Annotated in this window: 12 protein-coding genes; 11 read left to right on the forward strand and 1 reads right to left on the reverse strand. The window is 45.6% G+C overall.

Annotation, left to right across the window (positions count from 1 at the left end; translation table 11 throughout):
* Positions 1-377 precede the first annotated feature (377 nt).
* Entirely contained in the window at positions 378-1,532 is a 1,155-nt protein-coding gene (locus QP420_RS01155; RefSeq protein ID WP_481616329.1) for a hypothetical protein, read from the forward strand.
* A 276-nt stretch (positions 1,533-1,808) separates the two neighbouring features.
* Here QP420_RS01155 and QP420_RS01160 read toward each other — a convergent pair whose 3' ends face one another.
* On the reverse strand, positions 1,809-2,705 hold the full coding sequence (locus QP420_RS01160; RefSeq protein WP_481616330.1) for a Fic family protein: 897 nt from the start codon (positions 2,703-2,705) through the stop codon (positions 1,809-1,811).
* A gap of 1,049 nt (positions 2,706-3,754) precedes the next feature.
* On the opposite strand from QP420_RS01160, the gene QP420_RS01165 reads away from it, so the two are divergent.
* The 10 genes from QP420_RS01165 (at position 3,755) to nagB (ending at position 15,568) form a co-directional block, all read left to right on the forward strand.
* Positions 3,755-4,591, forward strand: a complete 837-nt coding sequence (locus QP420_RS01165; RefSeq protein ID WP_481616331.1) for a DUF3800 domain-containing protein — start codon at positions 3,755-3,757, stop codon at positions 4,589-4,591.
* Positions 4,592-4,786: 195 nt separating this feature from the next.
* The gene (locus tag QP420_RS01170) at positions 4,787-5,716 is read left to right on the forward strand and encodes a DUF4862 family protein (protein ID WP_481616332.1); all 930 of its coding nucleotides are present in this window, start codon (positions 4,787-4,789) and stop codon (positions 5,714-5,716) included.
* Between the two features lie 71 nt (positions 5,717-5,787).
* Entirely contained in the window at positions 5,788-6,822 is a 1,035-nt protein-coding gene (locus QP420_RS01175) for an ROK family protein (RefSeq protein WP_481616333.1), read from the forward strand.
* Positions 6,823-6,913: 91 nt separating this feature from the next.
* Positions 6,914-7,582: an N-acetylmannosamine-6-phosphate 2-epimerase gene (locus QP420_RS01180; protein ID WP_004131256.1), complete on the forward strand. Its 669-nt coding sequence runs from the start codon at positions 6,914-6,916 to the stop codon at positions 7,580-7,582.
* 322 nt (positions 7,583-7,904) lie between these two features.
* The gene (locus tag QP420_RS01185; RefSeq protein WP_481616334.1) at positions 7,905-9,470 is read left to right on the forward strand and encodes an ABC transporter substrate-binding protein; all 1,566 of its coding nucleotides are present in this window, start codon (positions 7,905-7,907) and stop codon (positions 9,468-9,470) included.
* Between the two features lie 196 nt (positions 9,471-9,666).
* Positions 9,667-10,572, forward strand: a complete 906-nt coding sequence (locus tag QP420_RS01190) for an ABC transporter permease (protein ID WP_060786613.1) — start codon at positions 9,667-9,669, stop codon at positions 10,570-10,572.
* 1 nt (position 10,573) lies between these two features.
* Entirely contained in the window at positions 10,574-12,598 is a 2,025-nt protein-coding gene (locus QP420_RS01195; protein WP_060786612.1) for a dipeptide/oligopeptide/nickel ABC transporter permease/ATP-binding protein, read from the forward strand.
* On the forward strand, positions 12,595-13,455 hold the full coding sequence (locus QP420_RS01200; RefSeq protein WP_060786611.1) for an ABC transporter ATP-binding protein: 861 nt from the start codon (positions 12,595-12,597) through the stop codon (positions 13,453-13,455). Before QP420_RS01195 ends, QP420_RS01200 begins: the two co-directional genes overlap by 4 nt.
* A gap of 154 nt (positions 13,456-13,609) precedes the next feature.
* On the forward strand, positions 13,610-14,569 hold the full coding sequence (locus QP420_RS01205) for a dihydrodipicolinate synthase family protein (protein ID WP_016635892.1): 960 nt from the start codon (positions 13,610-13,612) through the stop codon (positions 14,567-14,569).
* Positions 14,570-14,755: 186 nt separating this feature from the next.
* Complete coding sequence (nagB, locus tag QP420_RS01210) at positions 14,756-15,568, forward strand: glucosamine-6-phosphate deaminase (RefSeq protein WP_415695838.1); 813 nt, start codon at positions 14,756-14,758, stop codon at positions 15,566-15,568.

Genomic DNA, 15,568 nt, shown 5'->3' on the forward strand with positions numbered 1-15,568 from the left:
TGCTCAAGTTGAAAGCACAGTATGCTTTCAGCGCAAGCGAAGATATGAGCGCGACACACCCGAAAATCCTTTCCTTAAAAAAACCTGGGAAAATTCTTTAAAAACCTTGAAACACGTATTTTTACGGTTTAAATATTGTTTATCCACAAATTTTACGGTGAATTTGGATTTTAGTGTGGATTATTCTGTGTATAACATTATTTTTTTCGGTTTAGCATGTGTGGCTGGGGCTTGACTTTTTTAAACGGGGGGGGGGAGGTATGTTAATAGCAAACATGGCCGCACCTAGTTTGGCCGTGTGCCATAGTCCCTTTGGATTGTGGAGCAAATTTTTCTCTGCGCCCCTAACGCAGAGGAGAAGAAGAAAGGAAATTAAAATGATGAATAAGAAGGCTATCGCCGCTTTCGCTGCTGGCGCAACTTTGCTTGCCGGCTTCGCAATGGCAACCCCAGCATTCGCTGCTGATGCTCCTAAGAAGACTCCTGCTCAGCTTCTTGATGATGCTCAGAAGGCTGTTGAGGCTAACAATGCAGCTATTGAGAAGGCTCAGAAGGCTGTTGATGATGCAAATGGTAAAGTTGAGCAGTTGAAGAAGGATGTTGATGACGCTAAGACCAAGCTCGGCGCTGATTACAACACCTACTGCGATGACAATGGCGTTAAGGCTGGCGCAAATGTTCCTGCAGATAAGCTCGAGCTTGTTAACACTTATGCTGGCGCTGTTAAGAAGCAGAAGGAAAACAACACTGCCTTGGAGACTGCTAAGAAGAATCTTACCGATGCTAAGGCTAAGGTTTACGACTTGGATCAGGCTTTGAAGAAGGCTCAGGAGGCTGCTGGTGAAGCTGATGCTCTTGAGAAGAGCTTCCACACCAAGGAATATCACATTGCTAACGTTTCTCGTGCTAAGGTCAAGCTTGATTCCACTAAGGCTGATCATGCAGATAAGATGAAGACTTACAGCGAGAAGTTTGAGGCTTGGCAGAAGGCTGATGCTGATTTGAAGATGGCTACGGCTAACTTCAAGGCTGCTCAGAAGGCTGTTTCTGATGCTTTGGCTTCTGGTTTGAATAATTCTAACCCAACTGCTTACAACGATTTGTTGGATGCTCAGAATCGTGCTTCTGCTGAGCTGGATGCTGCTACTAAGGCTGAAAAGAAGGCTGCTGATGAGCTTGCGAAGGCTCAGGGTGAGGCTGAGAAGGCTGCTCGTAATTACAACGATGCTTTGAAGGCCTATAAGGCTGCTTACAATGCTGCTATTCGCGATGGTGTGAAGCTTCCAGCTGATCTTCCAGAGATTACTGATCCATTGGTTCCAACTACTCTTCCTGGTGTTCCAGGCCAGCCAGGTAAGCCAGGTCAGCCAGGTCAGCCAGGTCAGCCAGGTAAGCCAGGCAAGCCTGAAGTTGAGAAGAAGAAGAATGATGGCAAGAAGTTGCCAGGCACTGGTGTTGGTGTGACTTTGACTGCTTTGGCTGCAACCATGCTTGCTGGTATGGGTGCTGCTGTTCGCAAGGCTCGTCACTAAGCACTGCGCGCGCACTCGTGTGTTTTAGAGCGCGAGTGCGCGCTGTTTAAGGCTTGCGTTAGGCCGCAGCGCGTGTTTTGCGCGCTGCAGCTTGCATGTTGGGTTTAGGGTTTGCTTGGTTTGCCGAAATTTCCTTTTCTTACCTTGTAGATTCTTTATTCTGCTTGCGGGTGCTTAATGCTTGTTGCTAGAGATGGTTTTCCGCTAGGGACGGAATTCTGTTCTTTAGTTTTAAAGGCTTGTTAGAAATCTAACAAGCCTTTTTGTGTATAGCTCCTATAATTCAAATAAAATAGACAAATACAAATCAAGTCTTTGATTTAAATATCTTGCAAACATGTTTGCCATGGCAGACACGTTATGTTTTGTGTGATACTCATCAAAAGCTTCATAATATTTCAAGCGATCAGTAAATTTTATATCTATTGGTGGGTATCCTGCTTTCATCAACTCCAAATTGACCAGCAGTCTTCCTGTTCTTCCATTTCCATCAATAAAAGGGTGGATGCTTTCGAATTCTATATGAAAACGAGCAAGTTTAGTAACAATATCTTCATCGCTGTTTTTGTATTTTGTCAATAATTCTTCCATTTTTGAAGCGATTAAATATGGTTGTGCTGGCTCATGTGTAGATCCCATAATTCTAACGGGGACTCTTCTATAAACGCCTCTATCTTCTTTCTTATTGGCTAAAACTAAATAGTGTATGTCTTTTATAACTTTTTCATTTATTTGCTTATTTTCGCTAACAAGATGTTTTACGTAATCAAAGGCTTCTTTGTGGCCAATAACTTCTAAATGCTCTTTTAATGATTTTTGATCAACAGTAAGCCCTCTAAGAACCATGTCTGTTTCGCGCAGTGTTAAAGTGTTTCCCTCAATTGCATTTGAGTTATATGTATATTCTATTAGAAATTCTTCATTAAGTCTTTCTAATTCTCCTTCAGTTAGAGGTCTTCTTGTTTTAAGGGTTTCTAATTTAGTTTTTATGATTGGAATTAGCGATTCGCTAATTTTATACCTTCCGTCGGTTGGCTTTGATGCGTCATGCGGTATTTTCCAGGATCTTCCTTCCCGATATGCTCCTGGAATTTTCCCTTCGGAGCATAGAATTCTTACTCGTCTATCTGATATGCCCCATTTTTCAGCAGCTTGCTTTACCGTTATGTACATAAAATACCCTTAATCATTGTGGCGTTTTATTATATTTTAACGTTTTATCGGAATAATATAAACAGTATCGGAATAACATATTTAATTTATCGGAATAATAGTGATTTATAAAACCATTAACATGGAGCTGCGCTAAATATTGGGATATCTTTGTTTGGAATGATTTTGCAGGTAAAGGATAGCGCAGATTCGATTGCTGCAAAATGCTTGTATTGCAATGCGTGATGCGCGATTTTTTACACAGTTTTGGCCTATAACCCCACTTTTTGGCCTATAACCCCATGGTTTGACCTTCACTGAAACTCCATGATAAAAAGGGACCGGCCCTGGACTCCCACCGAAGTGGGCAGCGGAACCGGTCTTGTTACTAGCGATAATAGCATACCCACCCCAAACGAGTCAATCTCTTGGTGAGGGCAACTCATTCATAAGGGTTATGAGCTTATTTTTTACACACTTTTTGTCCAGGTGGCGAATGTGCAGAAAATAGATTCAATTGCTGCAAAATGCTTGTATTGCAATGCGTGATGTGTGATTTTTTACACAGTTTTGGCCTATAACCCTATAACCCGAGAATGCTTTAGTTTAGTCTGGATGCTAAAGTACTAAACAATAGTTCAGCTCGCCTGGGTTTTCTCGGTGTGGGCTGATTTTCTTTCTCCACTAGGATGTTTTGGCCTATAATCCCAACAGTTTCTACGCATTGTGGATAAAAGGTGTTAGAAAAATCTATAATTCAGCTGTGCATTGTTTTGGAAAAGTAAATATGCTAGAGGGTCACGCAAATTGGTGACCCCCTGCTAACAGCAATCAACACTTCCTATAGTGAAGTGAGCTTGTCGTACATATAAGCATATACAAATTTGGTTATTTTTACAAATTTTATGATTACGTGTTGCATTAATAATTTTTTCAATATAAAAACATGTTAAACGTAATTATTAAATTTAGAAGAATATACTTATAGAGTTCTAGCACAAATGTGAAGTTGTTTTTAATATTGTTACTATTTTGCGCAATAATTTGTAGTAAATAAAGACTTAATTTATATGGGTTATGCACATTATTTTTCTAGTTTGATGATTGAAATACTCATGTGCAATAATAATGCTATGTTAACTGCTTATATTGATGAATCTCATTCTCCTGTAGATAGAAAAATTGGCGGAGATATATATTATATCGGCGCGTTAATTGTTGACGAGCAGCAAAAAGAATTTATAGAACAGGGTCTTGAAGAATTAAAAGAAAGCGTCATACAAAAATTTAATGTTCCAAGTGATGTTGAATTTCATGGTCATTGTATGTTCCAGTTCAAGGGCGATTGGAAATGTATGAATGGTCTATATGCACAATCTACTGGTATTTATAGATCTGCAATGCGCATTTTGGCAAAATCGTGTGCAAAAGTTATTATTCGCGGTGTTGCTGCTGCTGAATTAAAGCAACGATATAAAGAACATGCTCATACACCTCATGATGTTGCGCTTCAATATTGTCTTGAACGAGTTAATTTTATTGCTGAATCATATAAAACTGATATAACTATTGTTGCTGATAAAGTGGCTGATCCTGAGGCACATGAAGGCCGCATTAAGCAATACCAAAAGAATGGAAATACAGAGGGTTTTTATAATTCAAATCTTTCTCATATTGTTATGCCATTCCATTGGGAAGACTCAAAACAATACTTTGGATTACAAATGATTGATATGGCATTATTTATTTCTTCGCGCGCTGCGATGATTGATAAATCATTGGAACCATCTCAGCTTTCTCGTGGAGATAGAGCAGTATTAAAAACAGCTCATATAATTGATGATGTTATTTGTAACAGTGGTGTATATTTTCCAATGAAGCGTCGTATACAAAATGACATTTTTTAATGTAAATAATGTAAATATGGGGGGGGGGTAGGTGCAAAAAGAAACCCCAGATTTGAGCACTGTTAGTATGAATAGGAGCTTTGCTCGAGTGTAGTCGCAAGTACAAAGATTTATCAGACGTCTGACGAATTGTAGTGTGATTGGTGTAGTCTACAAATCAAAAGACAAATCAGCGACGATTTCAAGGAGGATATCATGCTGAAAGCTAAATTCGTTGTAGGCGCATACGCATCGTTGCCAAAAACTCGCGAAGATCAAGAAAAATACTACGATTTGCTGGGCAAGCAAAGCTGGATTGCTGGAACAGAGATTCCATACCCAGGTGATTTGGCAGATGCACAAAACCGCGCATGGCTAGCAAGCGCAATACCAGCGCATTGGCATGCAAACACGATTACAGCAATTCCAGGAACAATGCGTCACATAAACTTTGACCCAGATCCAGAATTTGGACTTGCAAGCCCAAGCGAAGAAGGCAGACATCGTGCGCTGGCTTTCTTTAAGGATATTCGCGAAGCAATCGCAAACGTTGTAGACATTAGAGATAGCTGCGATATATCTCATGTAGAAATACACACGGCGCCAACTCGCTTAGCTCAGGCGGATGCAATGAAGAAGTCGTTAGAAGAACTCGCTCAGCTCGATTGGTGTGGAGCAAAGCTGGTGATTGAGCATTGCGATAGATACATTGAAGGCCAAAATCCAGAAAAGGGATTCCTGCCTCTAGAAGAAGAGATTCAGATTGCAAAAGAAGCGGGAATTGGAATTACAATCAACTGGGGTAGAAGCGTTGTAGAAGAGCGCAATGCTCAAGCGGCAGTAGAGCACGTGCGCGCGGCAAGGCAAGCGGGTGTTCTGCAAGGATTAATGTTCTCGGGAGCTGGTCCAGACGCAACGCAATACGGATATGAGTGGATTGATGGCCATTTGCCAATGAACCCAGATGAGCCGACTTCGTTAATGACGTCTAAAGAAATTCAAGAAACCACTCGCGAGGCGCTAAAAGACGATTACGCAATCGACTATTTGGGCGCAAAAGTATGTGTTCCACAAGATGCGAGCGTTGAGGAGCGCTTGGGATATTTGGCGCGCATTCACGATGCTGTGGCTGGAGCGCAGGCTTAGTAACAGGCTGAATAACAGGCTGGATAAACAGTAAAAGAAAGCTCAAACGCGAGTAGAAAACGGAAATTGTTATGAACGAAGTAAAAGATTCTCGCTCTACATATCTTGCTTTTGACATAGGCGGAACAAAAATCGCATACGGATTGGTGACTTTGCCAGAGTCTTTGGAGTCTGCAGGGTCTTTAGAATCTGCAGGGTCTAGCTTTGGCAAAGAAAGCGCAGACTGTGCTTCTCCAACAGTAGAAGACTATGGCTCTATGCCAACGGAAGCTGCAAAAGGCGGAGAAGACATAAAGAATCGCCTAGTAGCGCGCGCAAAGCAAATATTGGAAGATGCGGCGAAAAGTGGCAAAAAAATTAGCGGAATTGGAATAGCGGCTGCAGGAGTGCCAAATAGCAAAACTGGCGAAATCGTAGCAGCTACAGACATTCTTCCAGGTTGGCGAGGTCAGCGAATTTACGACGCGTTTAAGAGCGTAACCGACTTGCCGGTTTATATGATTGGCGACGTTGGCGGTCATGGCCTTGGAGAGGCGATTTACGGTGCTGGCCGCGGAAAGTCGATTGTGTTTTCCGTTGGCATAGGCACTGGAATCGGCGGCGCGATTATTATAAACGGCAAGCTATTTACAGGAGCGCACGGAGTTGCTGGGCACGCTGGCCATGTTGTTAGCGATTTGGGAGTTGGCTTTGACTGCTCGTGCGGAGCGCATGCGGGGCATATTGAGCCAGTGGCCTCTGGAACTGGGCTGGCAACTCTTTACAACAGCAATCTTCCACAAGGCACCGAGCTTGCACAAAACGGCTACGAGGTTTGTGTGCGCGCAAATTCTGGGCAGGATGCGCATGCTAAAGAAACGCTTGCTAGGAGCGGCAAGGCCTTGGGGCAGTGCGTTGCGGGAATGGCGAATCTTATAGATCCAGATGTGATTGTGCTTTCTGGCTCTGTTGTAGAAGCTGGCGATATTTGGTGGAACGCTATGCGAAGCGGGTTTGAAGACTCGGCATTAACGCTGATTAAAAGTACGCCGATTGTTAAGGGCAAACTTGGAGGATCTGCTCCGCTTATTGGCGCGGCTTTTGCTGTTCACTCAAATCGCGCTTAATCGCGCTTAATCGCGTTTGGTTGCGTTTAGCCGCGTTTAATCGGGTTTAATTTTGTTTAGTTTAGTCACATTTTAAAAAGGAGGAATCGCTATGAATCCTGTGATTGAAAAAATCAAGGGTGGCCTAGTGGTTAGCTGCCAGGCATACCCAGGGGAGCCGCTTAGGCACCCAGAAACAATGGCGCAAATGGCAATGGCTGCCGTAGAAGGTGGAGCTGTTGGCATTAGATGCCAGGGGTTGTCGGATATTTCTGCGATTAAAGGGCAGGTAGATGTGCCTGTAATCGGCATTTGGAAAGATGGTCACGAAGGCGTTTACATAACTCCGACTTTGCGTCATGCGCGTTGCTGTGCTGCTGCTGGGGCAGATATTATTGCGATTGATGCAACCGATAGGCCACGCCCAGATGGGCTGACTTACGAGCAGACTGTTCGCGCTTTGCACGACGAAGGCATAGTTGTTATGGCCGATTGCGGCAACTTCGATGATGCCAAGCGCGCAGCGGATTGTGGAACGGATATTATATCTACCACTTTGGCTGGCACTTCGCCTGGAAGGCCAAAAACGGACGGCCCAGATTTTGAGCTTTTAGGCCAGATTTTGCAGGCTTTCCCAGATTATCCAATTATTTGCGAAGGCCGTATTCACACTCCAGATCAGTTGCACAAGGTTATGCAGATGGGCGCTTGGGCTGCTGTTGTTGGAACGGCGATTACGCACCCAACGTCGATTACGCGCTGGTTTGCAGCAAAGTTGTAGGCGGCGAGTGGGTAGGCGGATGCGGCTGGGAGCGTTAAGGAAAAGTCGCAAGCAACCGCAGATTCGCTACGCGTGCGTAAGTAACAAATAAATAAAAATAGTGGTTATATGTGTGTCGATTATGTGCGATTTTGTTCTAATTTTTCGCGATTTAAAAAATAATCAAAATTTTCACAAATTCGACACACGCATAACTTGACATCAGACATCAGACCTCTTATGTTTGAAGTAACGTGAAAATAATGCACGCGCTATAATTTAAAATGTTTTCGCATTCGAAGATGAAATGCAAAAAACCCAAACTCAATGGTGAGGAGAAAATATGGCACGAATTAACTCGAAGCTAACCGCGGCGCTCGCCGCTGGTGTGGCAGCATTAATGATGCTTTCTGGCTGCGGTGGAGCAAAAACCCACAAGGCCGTAAAAGCAAAGACCGCTGTTAAAGACACGATTACAGCACAGGTTGCATACGCAAGCCGCGACTTTGCGCCATCTACAACCTCTGGCGCGTTGCCAATGGCAGCAAACTGGCACGTTACGGAGCCACTTTACGCTCTTGATTACAGCAACTTTAAGGTTTTCAACGCTCTTGCAAAGGGTGAGCCAAAGAAGATTTCCGATACGGAATACGAAGTAACCATTCGCGATGCCGCTAAGTTCTCGGATGGAACAGAGGTAACCGCAGGAGACGTAGTATCTTCCTTTAAGCGCACAACCGCAAAGGGCAGCCTTTACATCTCTATGCTCGACTTTATTGACTCTGTAGAAGCAAAAGACAATCGTCACGTAATCTTTAAGCTAAAGAAGGCGTTCCCACTGTTCAAGCAGCGCCTTGCTTTGATTCAGATTGTTCCAACTGCAAAGTCTGATGCAGATCTTAAGAACATGCCAATCGGCTCTGGCCCATGGAAGTATGTTTCTATTACCGATAACCAGGTAAAGTTTGAGCGCAACGATCTTTACAACGGCAAGTACAAGGCACAAGCCAAGAAGATGGTTTGGAATGTAACCGTTGACGATACTGCTCGCGTAACCGCAATGCAGGGTGGCAAGACCGACGTAATGGAAATGGTTCCAGCACAGGCATTCAACACTTTGAAGGCATCTGGATCTGAGCTTAAGACCGCACAGGGCTTTACTCTTCCATTTGTTATGTTCAACACAAAGCAGAAGCCATTTGACGACAAGCGAGTTCGCCAGGCAGCTCTCTACGCAATTGACGTAAACAAGCTGATTACAAATCAGATGAGCGGCCAGGGTGAGCCAGCAACAAGCTTCTTGCCAAAGAACTACGCAAACTACCACAAGGCAAAGAACGTTTACACCAAGAACATTGCTAAGGCAAAGAGCTTGCTTAAGGAAGCTGGCGTAAATGGTCCACTAAAGTTCACTCTTTACACCACGGATCACACTTGGATTACCCAGCTTGCTCCACAAATCAAGAACGATCTTGCTGAGATTGGCATGGATGTGGAAATCAAGTCTATGAAGTCTTCCGCACTCTACCCACAGATTACCGACCGCGACGATGCAAACTACTCCATGGTTCTTGCTCCAGGCGATCCATCCGTGTTCGGCAACGACCCAGACTTGTTGATGAGCTGGTGGTACGGCGACAACGCTTGGACCCGTCAGCGCTCCTTCTGGAAGAACTCCGAAGGATACGCAAAGCTCCACGAGCTTATGGACAAGGCTTTGGCTGCCAGCAAGCCAGCTGAGCGTCAGAAGTATTGGAACCAGTGCTTCGATTTGATTAGCGACGAAGTGCCTCTGTACCCACTCTTCCATCGTAAGACTACGACCGCTGTAAAGAAGGGTGCATTGGCTGAGTGGAATGCAATCGGCTCCACTGGCATCAACCTTGTAAAAGCAAAGCTAACAAAGTAGGTGCAAGTCAAAGTAACAAACTTCATTTTCCCTAACCTCTAACCGCAAAACCGGCCCAACTGTTTACCTTTCTCGCCTTTGTGCAGATGGGCCGGTTTTGTTATGCAAAAATAACAATTTTCTTCAATGGATGTGTGGATGTCTTATGAGTAATTTTCTTAGACTTTTAGGTAGGCGACTAATCGCCCTGCCGTTCATGGCATTCGGTGTTACGTTCCTCGTATTCTTCCTTATGTCATTTTCTAAATACGATCCAGCAGTTGCAGCATTAGGCGAAAATTCGTCTCCAGCAGCTCTGGCAGCCTTCCGCCACGAAATGGGCTACGACAGGCCATGGTGGCAGCAGTTTGGGTCTTACATAGTTGGACTCTTCCAAGGAAACATGGGTGTTTACGGCGTAAACAAGGATTCCGTGGCTCAGCGAGTGGCGGACGCCTTCCCAATCACCTTGCAGTTAACCTTCATTGGCTTGTTAATCGCAATAGTCTTTGCAGTAATCTTCGGCGTTTTTGCAGCGCTTTACCGTGATACTTGGGTTGACCAAACGGTTCGCGTGCTTTCGATTATTGCAATCGCAACTCCATCCTTCTGGCTCGGCGTTCTTTTGATTTACGTTTTGCAAATCAAGCTCGCATGGCTCCCAGGTTCTGGCGATTTTGTGCCGTTCTTTGAAGATCCAGAAGCATACATGGCCAGAATGGCAATGCCTTGCTTCGCACTAGGCCTTCCAGTAGCAGGTCAGCTTACGCGAATCATACGAACCTCGATGGTAGAAGAATTGGATAAGGATTATGTGCGAACCGCAATCGGCGCAGGTATTCCAAAGAGCGTAGTGGTTGCTAGAAACGTGTTCCGCAATGCTTTGATTACACCAATCACCACTCTTGGTATGAAGATTGGTTACCTTATGGGTGGCGCAATCGTTATTGAGGTGATTTTTGCACTACCAGGAATGGGTACTGCAATGTTCGACGGCATTAATGGCAACCAGCCGATGCTTGTGCAAGGCGTTGTTTTGGTTGTTGCAATCGCATTCATCTTTATAAACATTATTGTTGATTTGCTCTACGTGTTAATCAACCCAAGAATTAGGACGGTGTGACATGCTATTTGGAAAGAATCAGGTAGTAGATGCCGCATCAAAACCAGGCATCAAATTTAATAGATTTAGCAAGATGAGCTTAGGCTCTAAAATCTCGCTTGTTGTTATTGCAATACTAGCGTTCTGCGCTGTTTTTGCACGCTTCTTAGCGCCATGCGACCCAGTAAAGATTACGCAAAACTATCAGCCGCCAACAGGAGCGCACTGGTTTGGCACCGATAACCTTGGTAGAGACGTGTTCTCGCGCGTTATGTACGGCGCTCGCTACTCGCTGGTAATCGGCTTGTCGTCTGTTATCTTTGCATTGGTGATGGGCTCGATAATCGGCGCAATCGCAGCTGTGAGCCGCACTTGGATATCTGAGCTTATAATGCGATTGATTGACGTAGTAATGTCAATCCCAGGAATCGCATTAGCGGCTGTGTGCCTTGCAATTCTTGGACAATCCATGATTGGCATCATCATTTCCATTGGCGTGCTTTACGTTCCACAAATCGCAAGAATTGTGCGCGCAAACATAATAAGCGAATATGGAAAAGACTATGTGCGTGCAGTAATCGTTTCTGGCGCTCGCGCACCTTGGATTTTGCTCAAGCACGTAACGCGTAACATTGCAGCTCCAGTTATGGTGTTCACAACGCTTTCTGTGGCAGACGCAATCGTGTTCGAAGCTTCCCTTAGCTTTATTAACGCTGGTATTCCAGAGCCAACGCCAACATGGGGCAACATTTTGTCTTCTGCTAAAGCAGGCGTTATCTTTGGTTACTGGTGGCAGGCATTGTTCCCAGGCTTAGCAATCATGATTACCGTTTTGTGCCTTAACATTCTTTCTGAGGGCATTACGGATGCAATGGTTGCAGCTCCAACCGCTCCAGTAGCTAAGACTGCTGCAGATGCGGAAGCAGCTCGCAAGGAAGATAGGATTCTTACCGACCCAGTGGCAGCTTACGAGGAGCAGCACGACGCTTTGGTTGAGTCTTTGGCAAAGCTTCGCGCGGCCGAATTAAAGCGCACGGATCGTTTGCAGCCAACGTCTACAGAGCCTCCAGTTATTGAGGTTAAAGACTTGTGCATTCAGTTCCCACGCTACGGCAGCGTAAACGTTGTAGACCACTTGAGCTTCTCTGTTCGCCCAGGCGAAACAATGGGCTTGGTTGGTGAATCTGGCTGCGGTAAGTCAATCACTTCGCTGGCGATTATGGGCTTGCTTGATCCAAAAGCTAAGATTAGCGGACAAATCCTGTTTAATGGCAAGGATCTTGTAAAGCTTAGCCCAAAGGAGCACAATGCTTTGCGCGGCCACGAGATTGCAATGGTTTACCAAGATGCTTTGTCTTCCTTAAACCCATCAATGCTGATTAAAACGCAGATGAAGCAGCTAACTTCTAGAGGTGGCACTCGTAGCGCCGAAGAGTTGTTGGAGCTTGTAGGCTTGGATCCAAAGCGCACGCTTGAATCCTACCCACACGAGCTTTCTGGCGGCCAGCGTCAGCGCGTGTTGATTGCAATGGCACTTACGCGAGATCCAAAGTTGATAATCGCAGATGAGCCAACAACCGCTTTGGACGTTACTGTTCAAAAGCAGGTGATTGATCTTCTTAACGAATTGCGCGAAAAGCTTGGATTTGCAATGGTGTTTGTAAGCCACGATTTGGCTCTTGTTGCCAAGGTTGCGCACTCGATTACCGTAATGTACGCAGGCCAGGTTGTTGAGCAAGGCTCCACCAAGGAAATCCTCACCGACCCGCATCACGAGTACACGCGTGGTTTGCTTGGCTCCGTAACCTCCATTGAGGCTGGTGCTCCAAGATTGCACCAGGTTCCAGGAACGGTTCCAAGCCCATCCGACTTCCCTAAGGGAGATCGATTCGCTCCTCGCTCTTCTCATCCAGATCAAGGACTAGACGTGCGCCCAGTAATGAAGCGCATTCCAGGAACGTGGCACTTCTACGCCGCGCCTCCAGAGCCTGAATCGGATGCACCTTCCGCAATTTTGACCGCCTCCGATCAAGGAGATGTGCGATGAACATGAATGTTAACGAAACAAACAAAGTACAGAACGAAAATGGCGATGTTCCAATCATCGAGCTGCGCGACGCCGAAGTGGTGTTCACTACTCGAGCAGGATCTGGCTTATTCCATAAGAACAAGATTACAGCCGTAAACAAGGTAAATCTTAAGCTTATGCCAGGCAAGACGATTGGTATTGTTGGTGAATCTGGCTGCGGAAAGTCTACTACTGCAAACATTATGTGCGGACTCCAGCAGGTTACGAGCGGCAAGGTTTTGTTTAAAGGGCAAGACGTTACGCACCGAACCGCAAAAGAGCGCATGGATATTGGACGCGTGGTTTCCGTTGTGTTCCAGGATCCAGCAATGGCTTTGAATGCTCGTATGAGTGTGATTGATCAGCTGATTGACCCGCTTGTTGTGCACAAGATTGGAAGCAAGGCTGAGCGCGATGCTAGAGCCAAGGAGCTAATACGAATGGTTGGTTTGCCTCATTCTGTTCTTGGCGCTTTGCCAGGTCAGCTTTCTGGCGGCCAGCGTCAGCGTGTGGCAATCGCTCGTGCGCTTTCGCTTAATCCAGATGCAATAATCGCAGATGAGCCAACTTCCGCTTTGGATGTTTCTGTGCGTGCTCAGATTTTGAATCTTCTTTCCGACTTAAAGAAGAGGCTGAATCTTTCCATGGTGTTTATTAGCCACGATATTCAAACAATCCGATACATATCTGACGAAGTTGTTGTTATGAATCACGGAACGATTGTTGAGCGCGGCGAAACTCACCAGGTGATTAATAATCCGCAGGATGCGTACACAAAGATTCTGATGGGCGCGGCGCCTTCGCTGCTGCATCCAACGGAAGAAGAGTGCAAGTAAGCGGCAGGTGCTAGTCGCTAGCTTAAATGCGCGGGCGGTCTGCTAAGACCTGCAGTAAATCCATGCAGGCCGCCCATTAATTGCAAAACCTAAAGTCATAAATCATAAATCATAAATCATAAAAAGTCATAAAAAATACGAAAGAAGTTTAATCATGGCAGAAAAATTCCACGGCGTTATTCCACCAGTAGTTACGCCATTAACGGCAGACGGCGAAGTAGACGTTGTTAGCTTTGAGCGCTCTCTTAACCGCATGATTGAGGCAGGCGTAGATGGCCTGTTTACACTTGGATCTTCTGGCGAAGTGGCATTTAGCACAGATAAGCGCCGCCGCGAAATCATTGAAACCGTAATGCGCATTGTTGACGGCCGCGTGCCAGTGTTGGTTGGCTGCATCGATACGGAAACAAACCGCGTTATTGAGCATGCAAAGGAAGCTAAGGAGCTTGGGGCATCTGCAATCGTTGCAACAGCGCCATTCTATGCACTCGGCGGCATGGCAGAAGTTGAGCGTCACTTCCGCCTTATTCACGAAGCTGTTCCAGATTTGCCTCTGTTTGCTTACGATATTCCAGTTTGCGTGCACACAAAGCTTCCAGGCGGTTTGCTTGTAAAGCTTGGCAAAGATGGCGTGCTTGCTGGCGTTAAGGATTCTTCCAACGACGACGTATCGTTTAGGTTCCTTGTAGACGACAACAATAAGGCTGGCCACCCATTGACTTTGCTTACGGGCCAAGAGGTTGTTGTTGACGGAGCATACATGGCTGGTGCAGACGGCTCTGTTCCTGGTCTTGCAAACGTTGAGGCCACTGGCTACGTGCGTATGTGGAAGGCTGCTCAGGCTGGCGATTGGGCAACGGTTAAGAAGGAGCAGGATTGGCTTGCTGCTTTGATGCGAATTGTTACTGTTCCTAGCGGAGTGGCAGGCTTTGGCGCTGGCGTTGGAGCGTTTAAGACCGCAATGGCATTGCTTGGTGTGTTTGACACAAATCAGATGCCAGATCCAGTTTGCCCACTTAAGGGAGAAAATGTTGAAGCCGTGGCTGGCGTTCTTAAGGAAGTTGGCTTGACTTTGGCAAAGACTCCGCAAGAAGTGAGCGATTCCACTAAGTAGCGACTTAAGTGCGTATCTTAAGTGCGTATCTTAGGTGCGTATCTTAAGTAAAAATCATAAATAATCATAAATAATCTAATAAAGCCTTTTATTGATGGTGCATAGTAAGTAAATAGTGTTGCGGTGTGCGTTGATTCGCATGCCGCAATGCTAATAATTGCTTAAAGCTTTAAAGGAGAAGCAAAGATGGCAGAAGTTATTATTGTAAAAGATCAAGATGAAGCTGGCGAGCTCTACGCAAAAGCAGTTGTAGATTTGATTGAACGCAAGCCAGACGCAGTACTTGGCTTGGCTACAGGATCTAGCCCATTAAAGGCCTACGAGCATCTTGCAAAGCTTGTTAAAGAAAATAATGTTGACGTTAGTCGCGTGCGCGGATTTGCGCTTGACGAGTACATTGGATTGCCATTAGAGCACGAGCAGTCCTACCACAGCACAATTCGCAGAACCGTAACCGATTTAATCGGCCTAAACCCAGATTTAGTGCACGTTCCGGGAGATGTTCTTAACGGAGCGCCATTAAGCGAGGGCAGCAAGATTGCACACGCTGGAGCTGACTACGATGCTGCGATTGCGGCCGCTGGCGGAATCGATGTGCAAATCTTGGGAATTGGCTCCGACGGCCACGTTGGATTTAACGAGCCAGGATCTTCGCTTGCATCTGGAACGCGCGTAAAAACATTAACCGAGCAGACTCGCGTAGATAATCGCAGATTCTTCGACGGAGATATTAACCAGGTTCCAACTCACTGCATAACCCAAGGAATTGGAACGATTTTGCGCGCTAAGCATCTTGTTCTTCTTGCGTTTGGCTCAAATAAGGCAGATGCTGTGGCGGCAACGCTAGAAGGCGGAGTAAGCTCGCTATGCCCAGCTTCCGCGCTTCAAATGCATCCGCACGCAACTGTGATTGTAGACGAAGATGCAGCAAGCAAGCTTAAGTTGGCAGACTACTATCGCTGGGTGTACGCAAATAAGCCATCTTGGCAGGGAATCTGA

This window comes from Bifidobacterium sp. UMB1197, assembly GCF_030217745.1.
GTDB classification, from domain to species: domain Bacteria; phylum Actinomycetota; class Actinomycetes; order Actinomycetales; family Bifidobacteriaceae; genus Bifidobacterium; species Bifidobacterium vaginale_B.

What these genes read in the sequence shown, in the direction of transcription:
- QP420_RS01155 (WP_481616329.1), top strand. Translation starts at nt 378, where the DNA reads ATGATGAATAAGAAGGCTATCGCCGCTTTCGCTGCTGGCGCAACTTTG.
- QP420_RS01160 (WP_481616330.1), bottom strand. Translation starts at nt 2,705, where the DNA reads ATGTACATAACGGTAAAGCAAGCTGCTGAAAAATGGGGCATATCAGAT.
- QP420_RS01165 (WP_481616331.1), top strand. Translation starts at nt 3,755, where the DNA reads ATGGGTTATGCACATTATTTTTCTAGTTTGATGATTGAAATACTCATG.
- QP420_RS01170 (WP_481616332.1), top strand. Translation starts at nt 4,787, where the DNA reads ATGCTGAAAGCTAAATTCGTTGTAGGCGCATACGCATCGTTGCCAAAA.
- QP420_RS01175 (WP_481616333.1), top strand. Translation starts at nt 5,788, where the DNA reads ATGAACGAAGTAAAAGATTCTCGCTCTACATATCTTGCTTTTGACATA.
- QP420_RS01180 (WP_004131256.1), top strand. Translation starts at nt 6,914, where the DNA reads ATGAATCCTGTGATTGAAAAAATCAAGGGTGGCCTAGTGGTTAGCTGC.
- QP420_RS01185 (WP_481616334.1), top strand. Translation starts at nt 7,905, where the DNA reads ATGGCACGAATTAACTCGAAGCTAACCGCGGCGCTCGCCGCTGGTGTG.
- QP420_RS01190 (WP_060786613.1), top strand. Translation starts at nt 9,667, where the DNA reads ATGGCATTCGGTGTTACGTTCCTCGTATTCTTCCTTATGTCATTTTCT.
- QP420_RS01195 (WP_060786612.1), top strand. Translation starts at nt 10,574, where the DNA reads ATGCTATTTGGAAAGAATCAGGTAGTAGATGCCGCATCAAAACCAGGC.
- QP420_RS01200 (WP_060786611.1), top strand. Translation starts at nt 12,595, where the DNA reads ATGAACATGAATGTTAACGAAACAAACAAAGTACAGAACGAAAATGGC.
- QP420_RS01205 (WP_016635892.1), top strand. Translation starts at nt 13,610, where the DNA reads ATGGCAGAAAAATTCCACGGCGTTATTCCACCAGTAGTTACGCCATTA.
- nagB (WP_415695838.1), top strand. Translation starts at nt 14,756, where the DNA reads ATGGCAGAAGTTATTATTGTAAAAGATCAAGATGAAGCTGGCGAGCTC.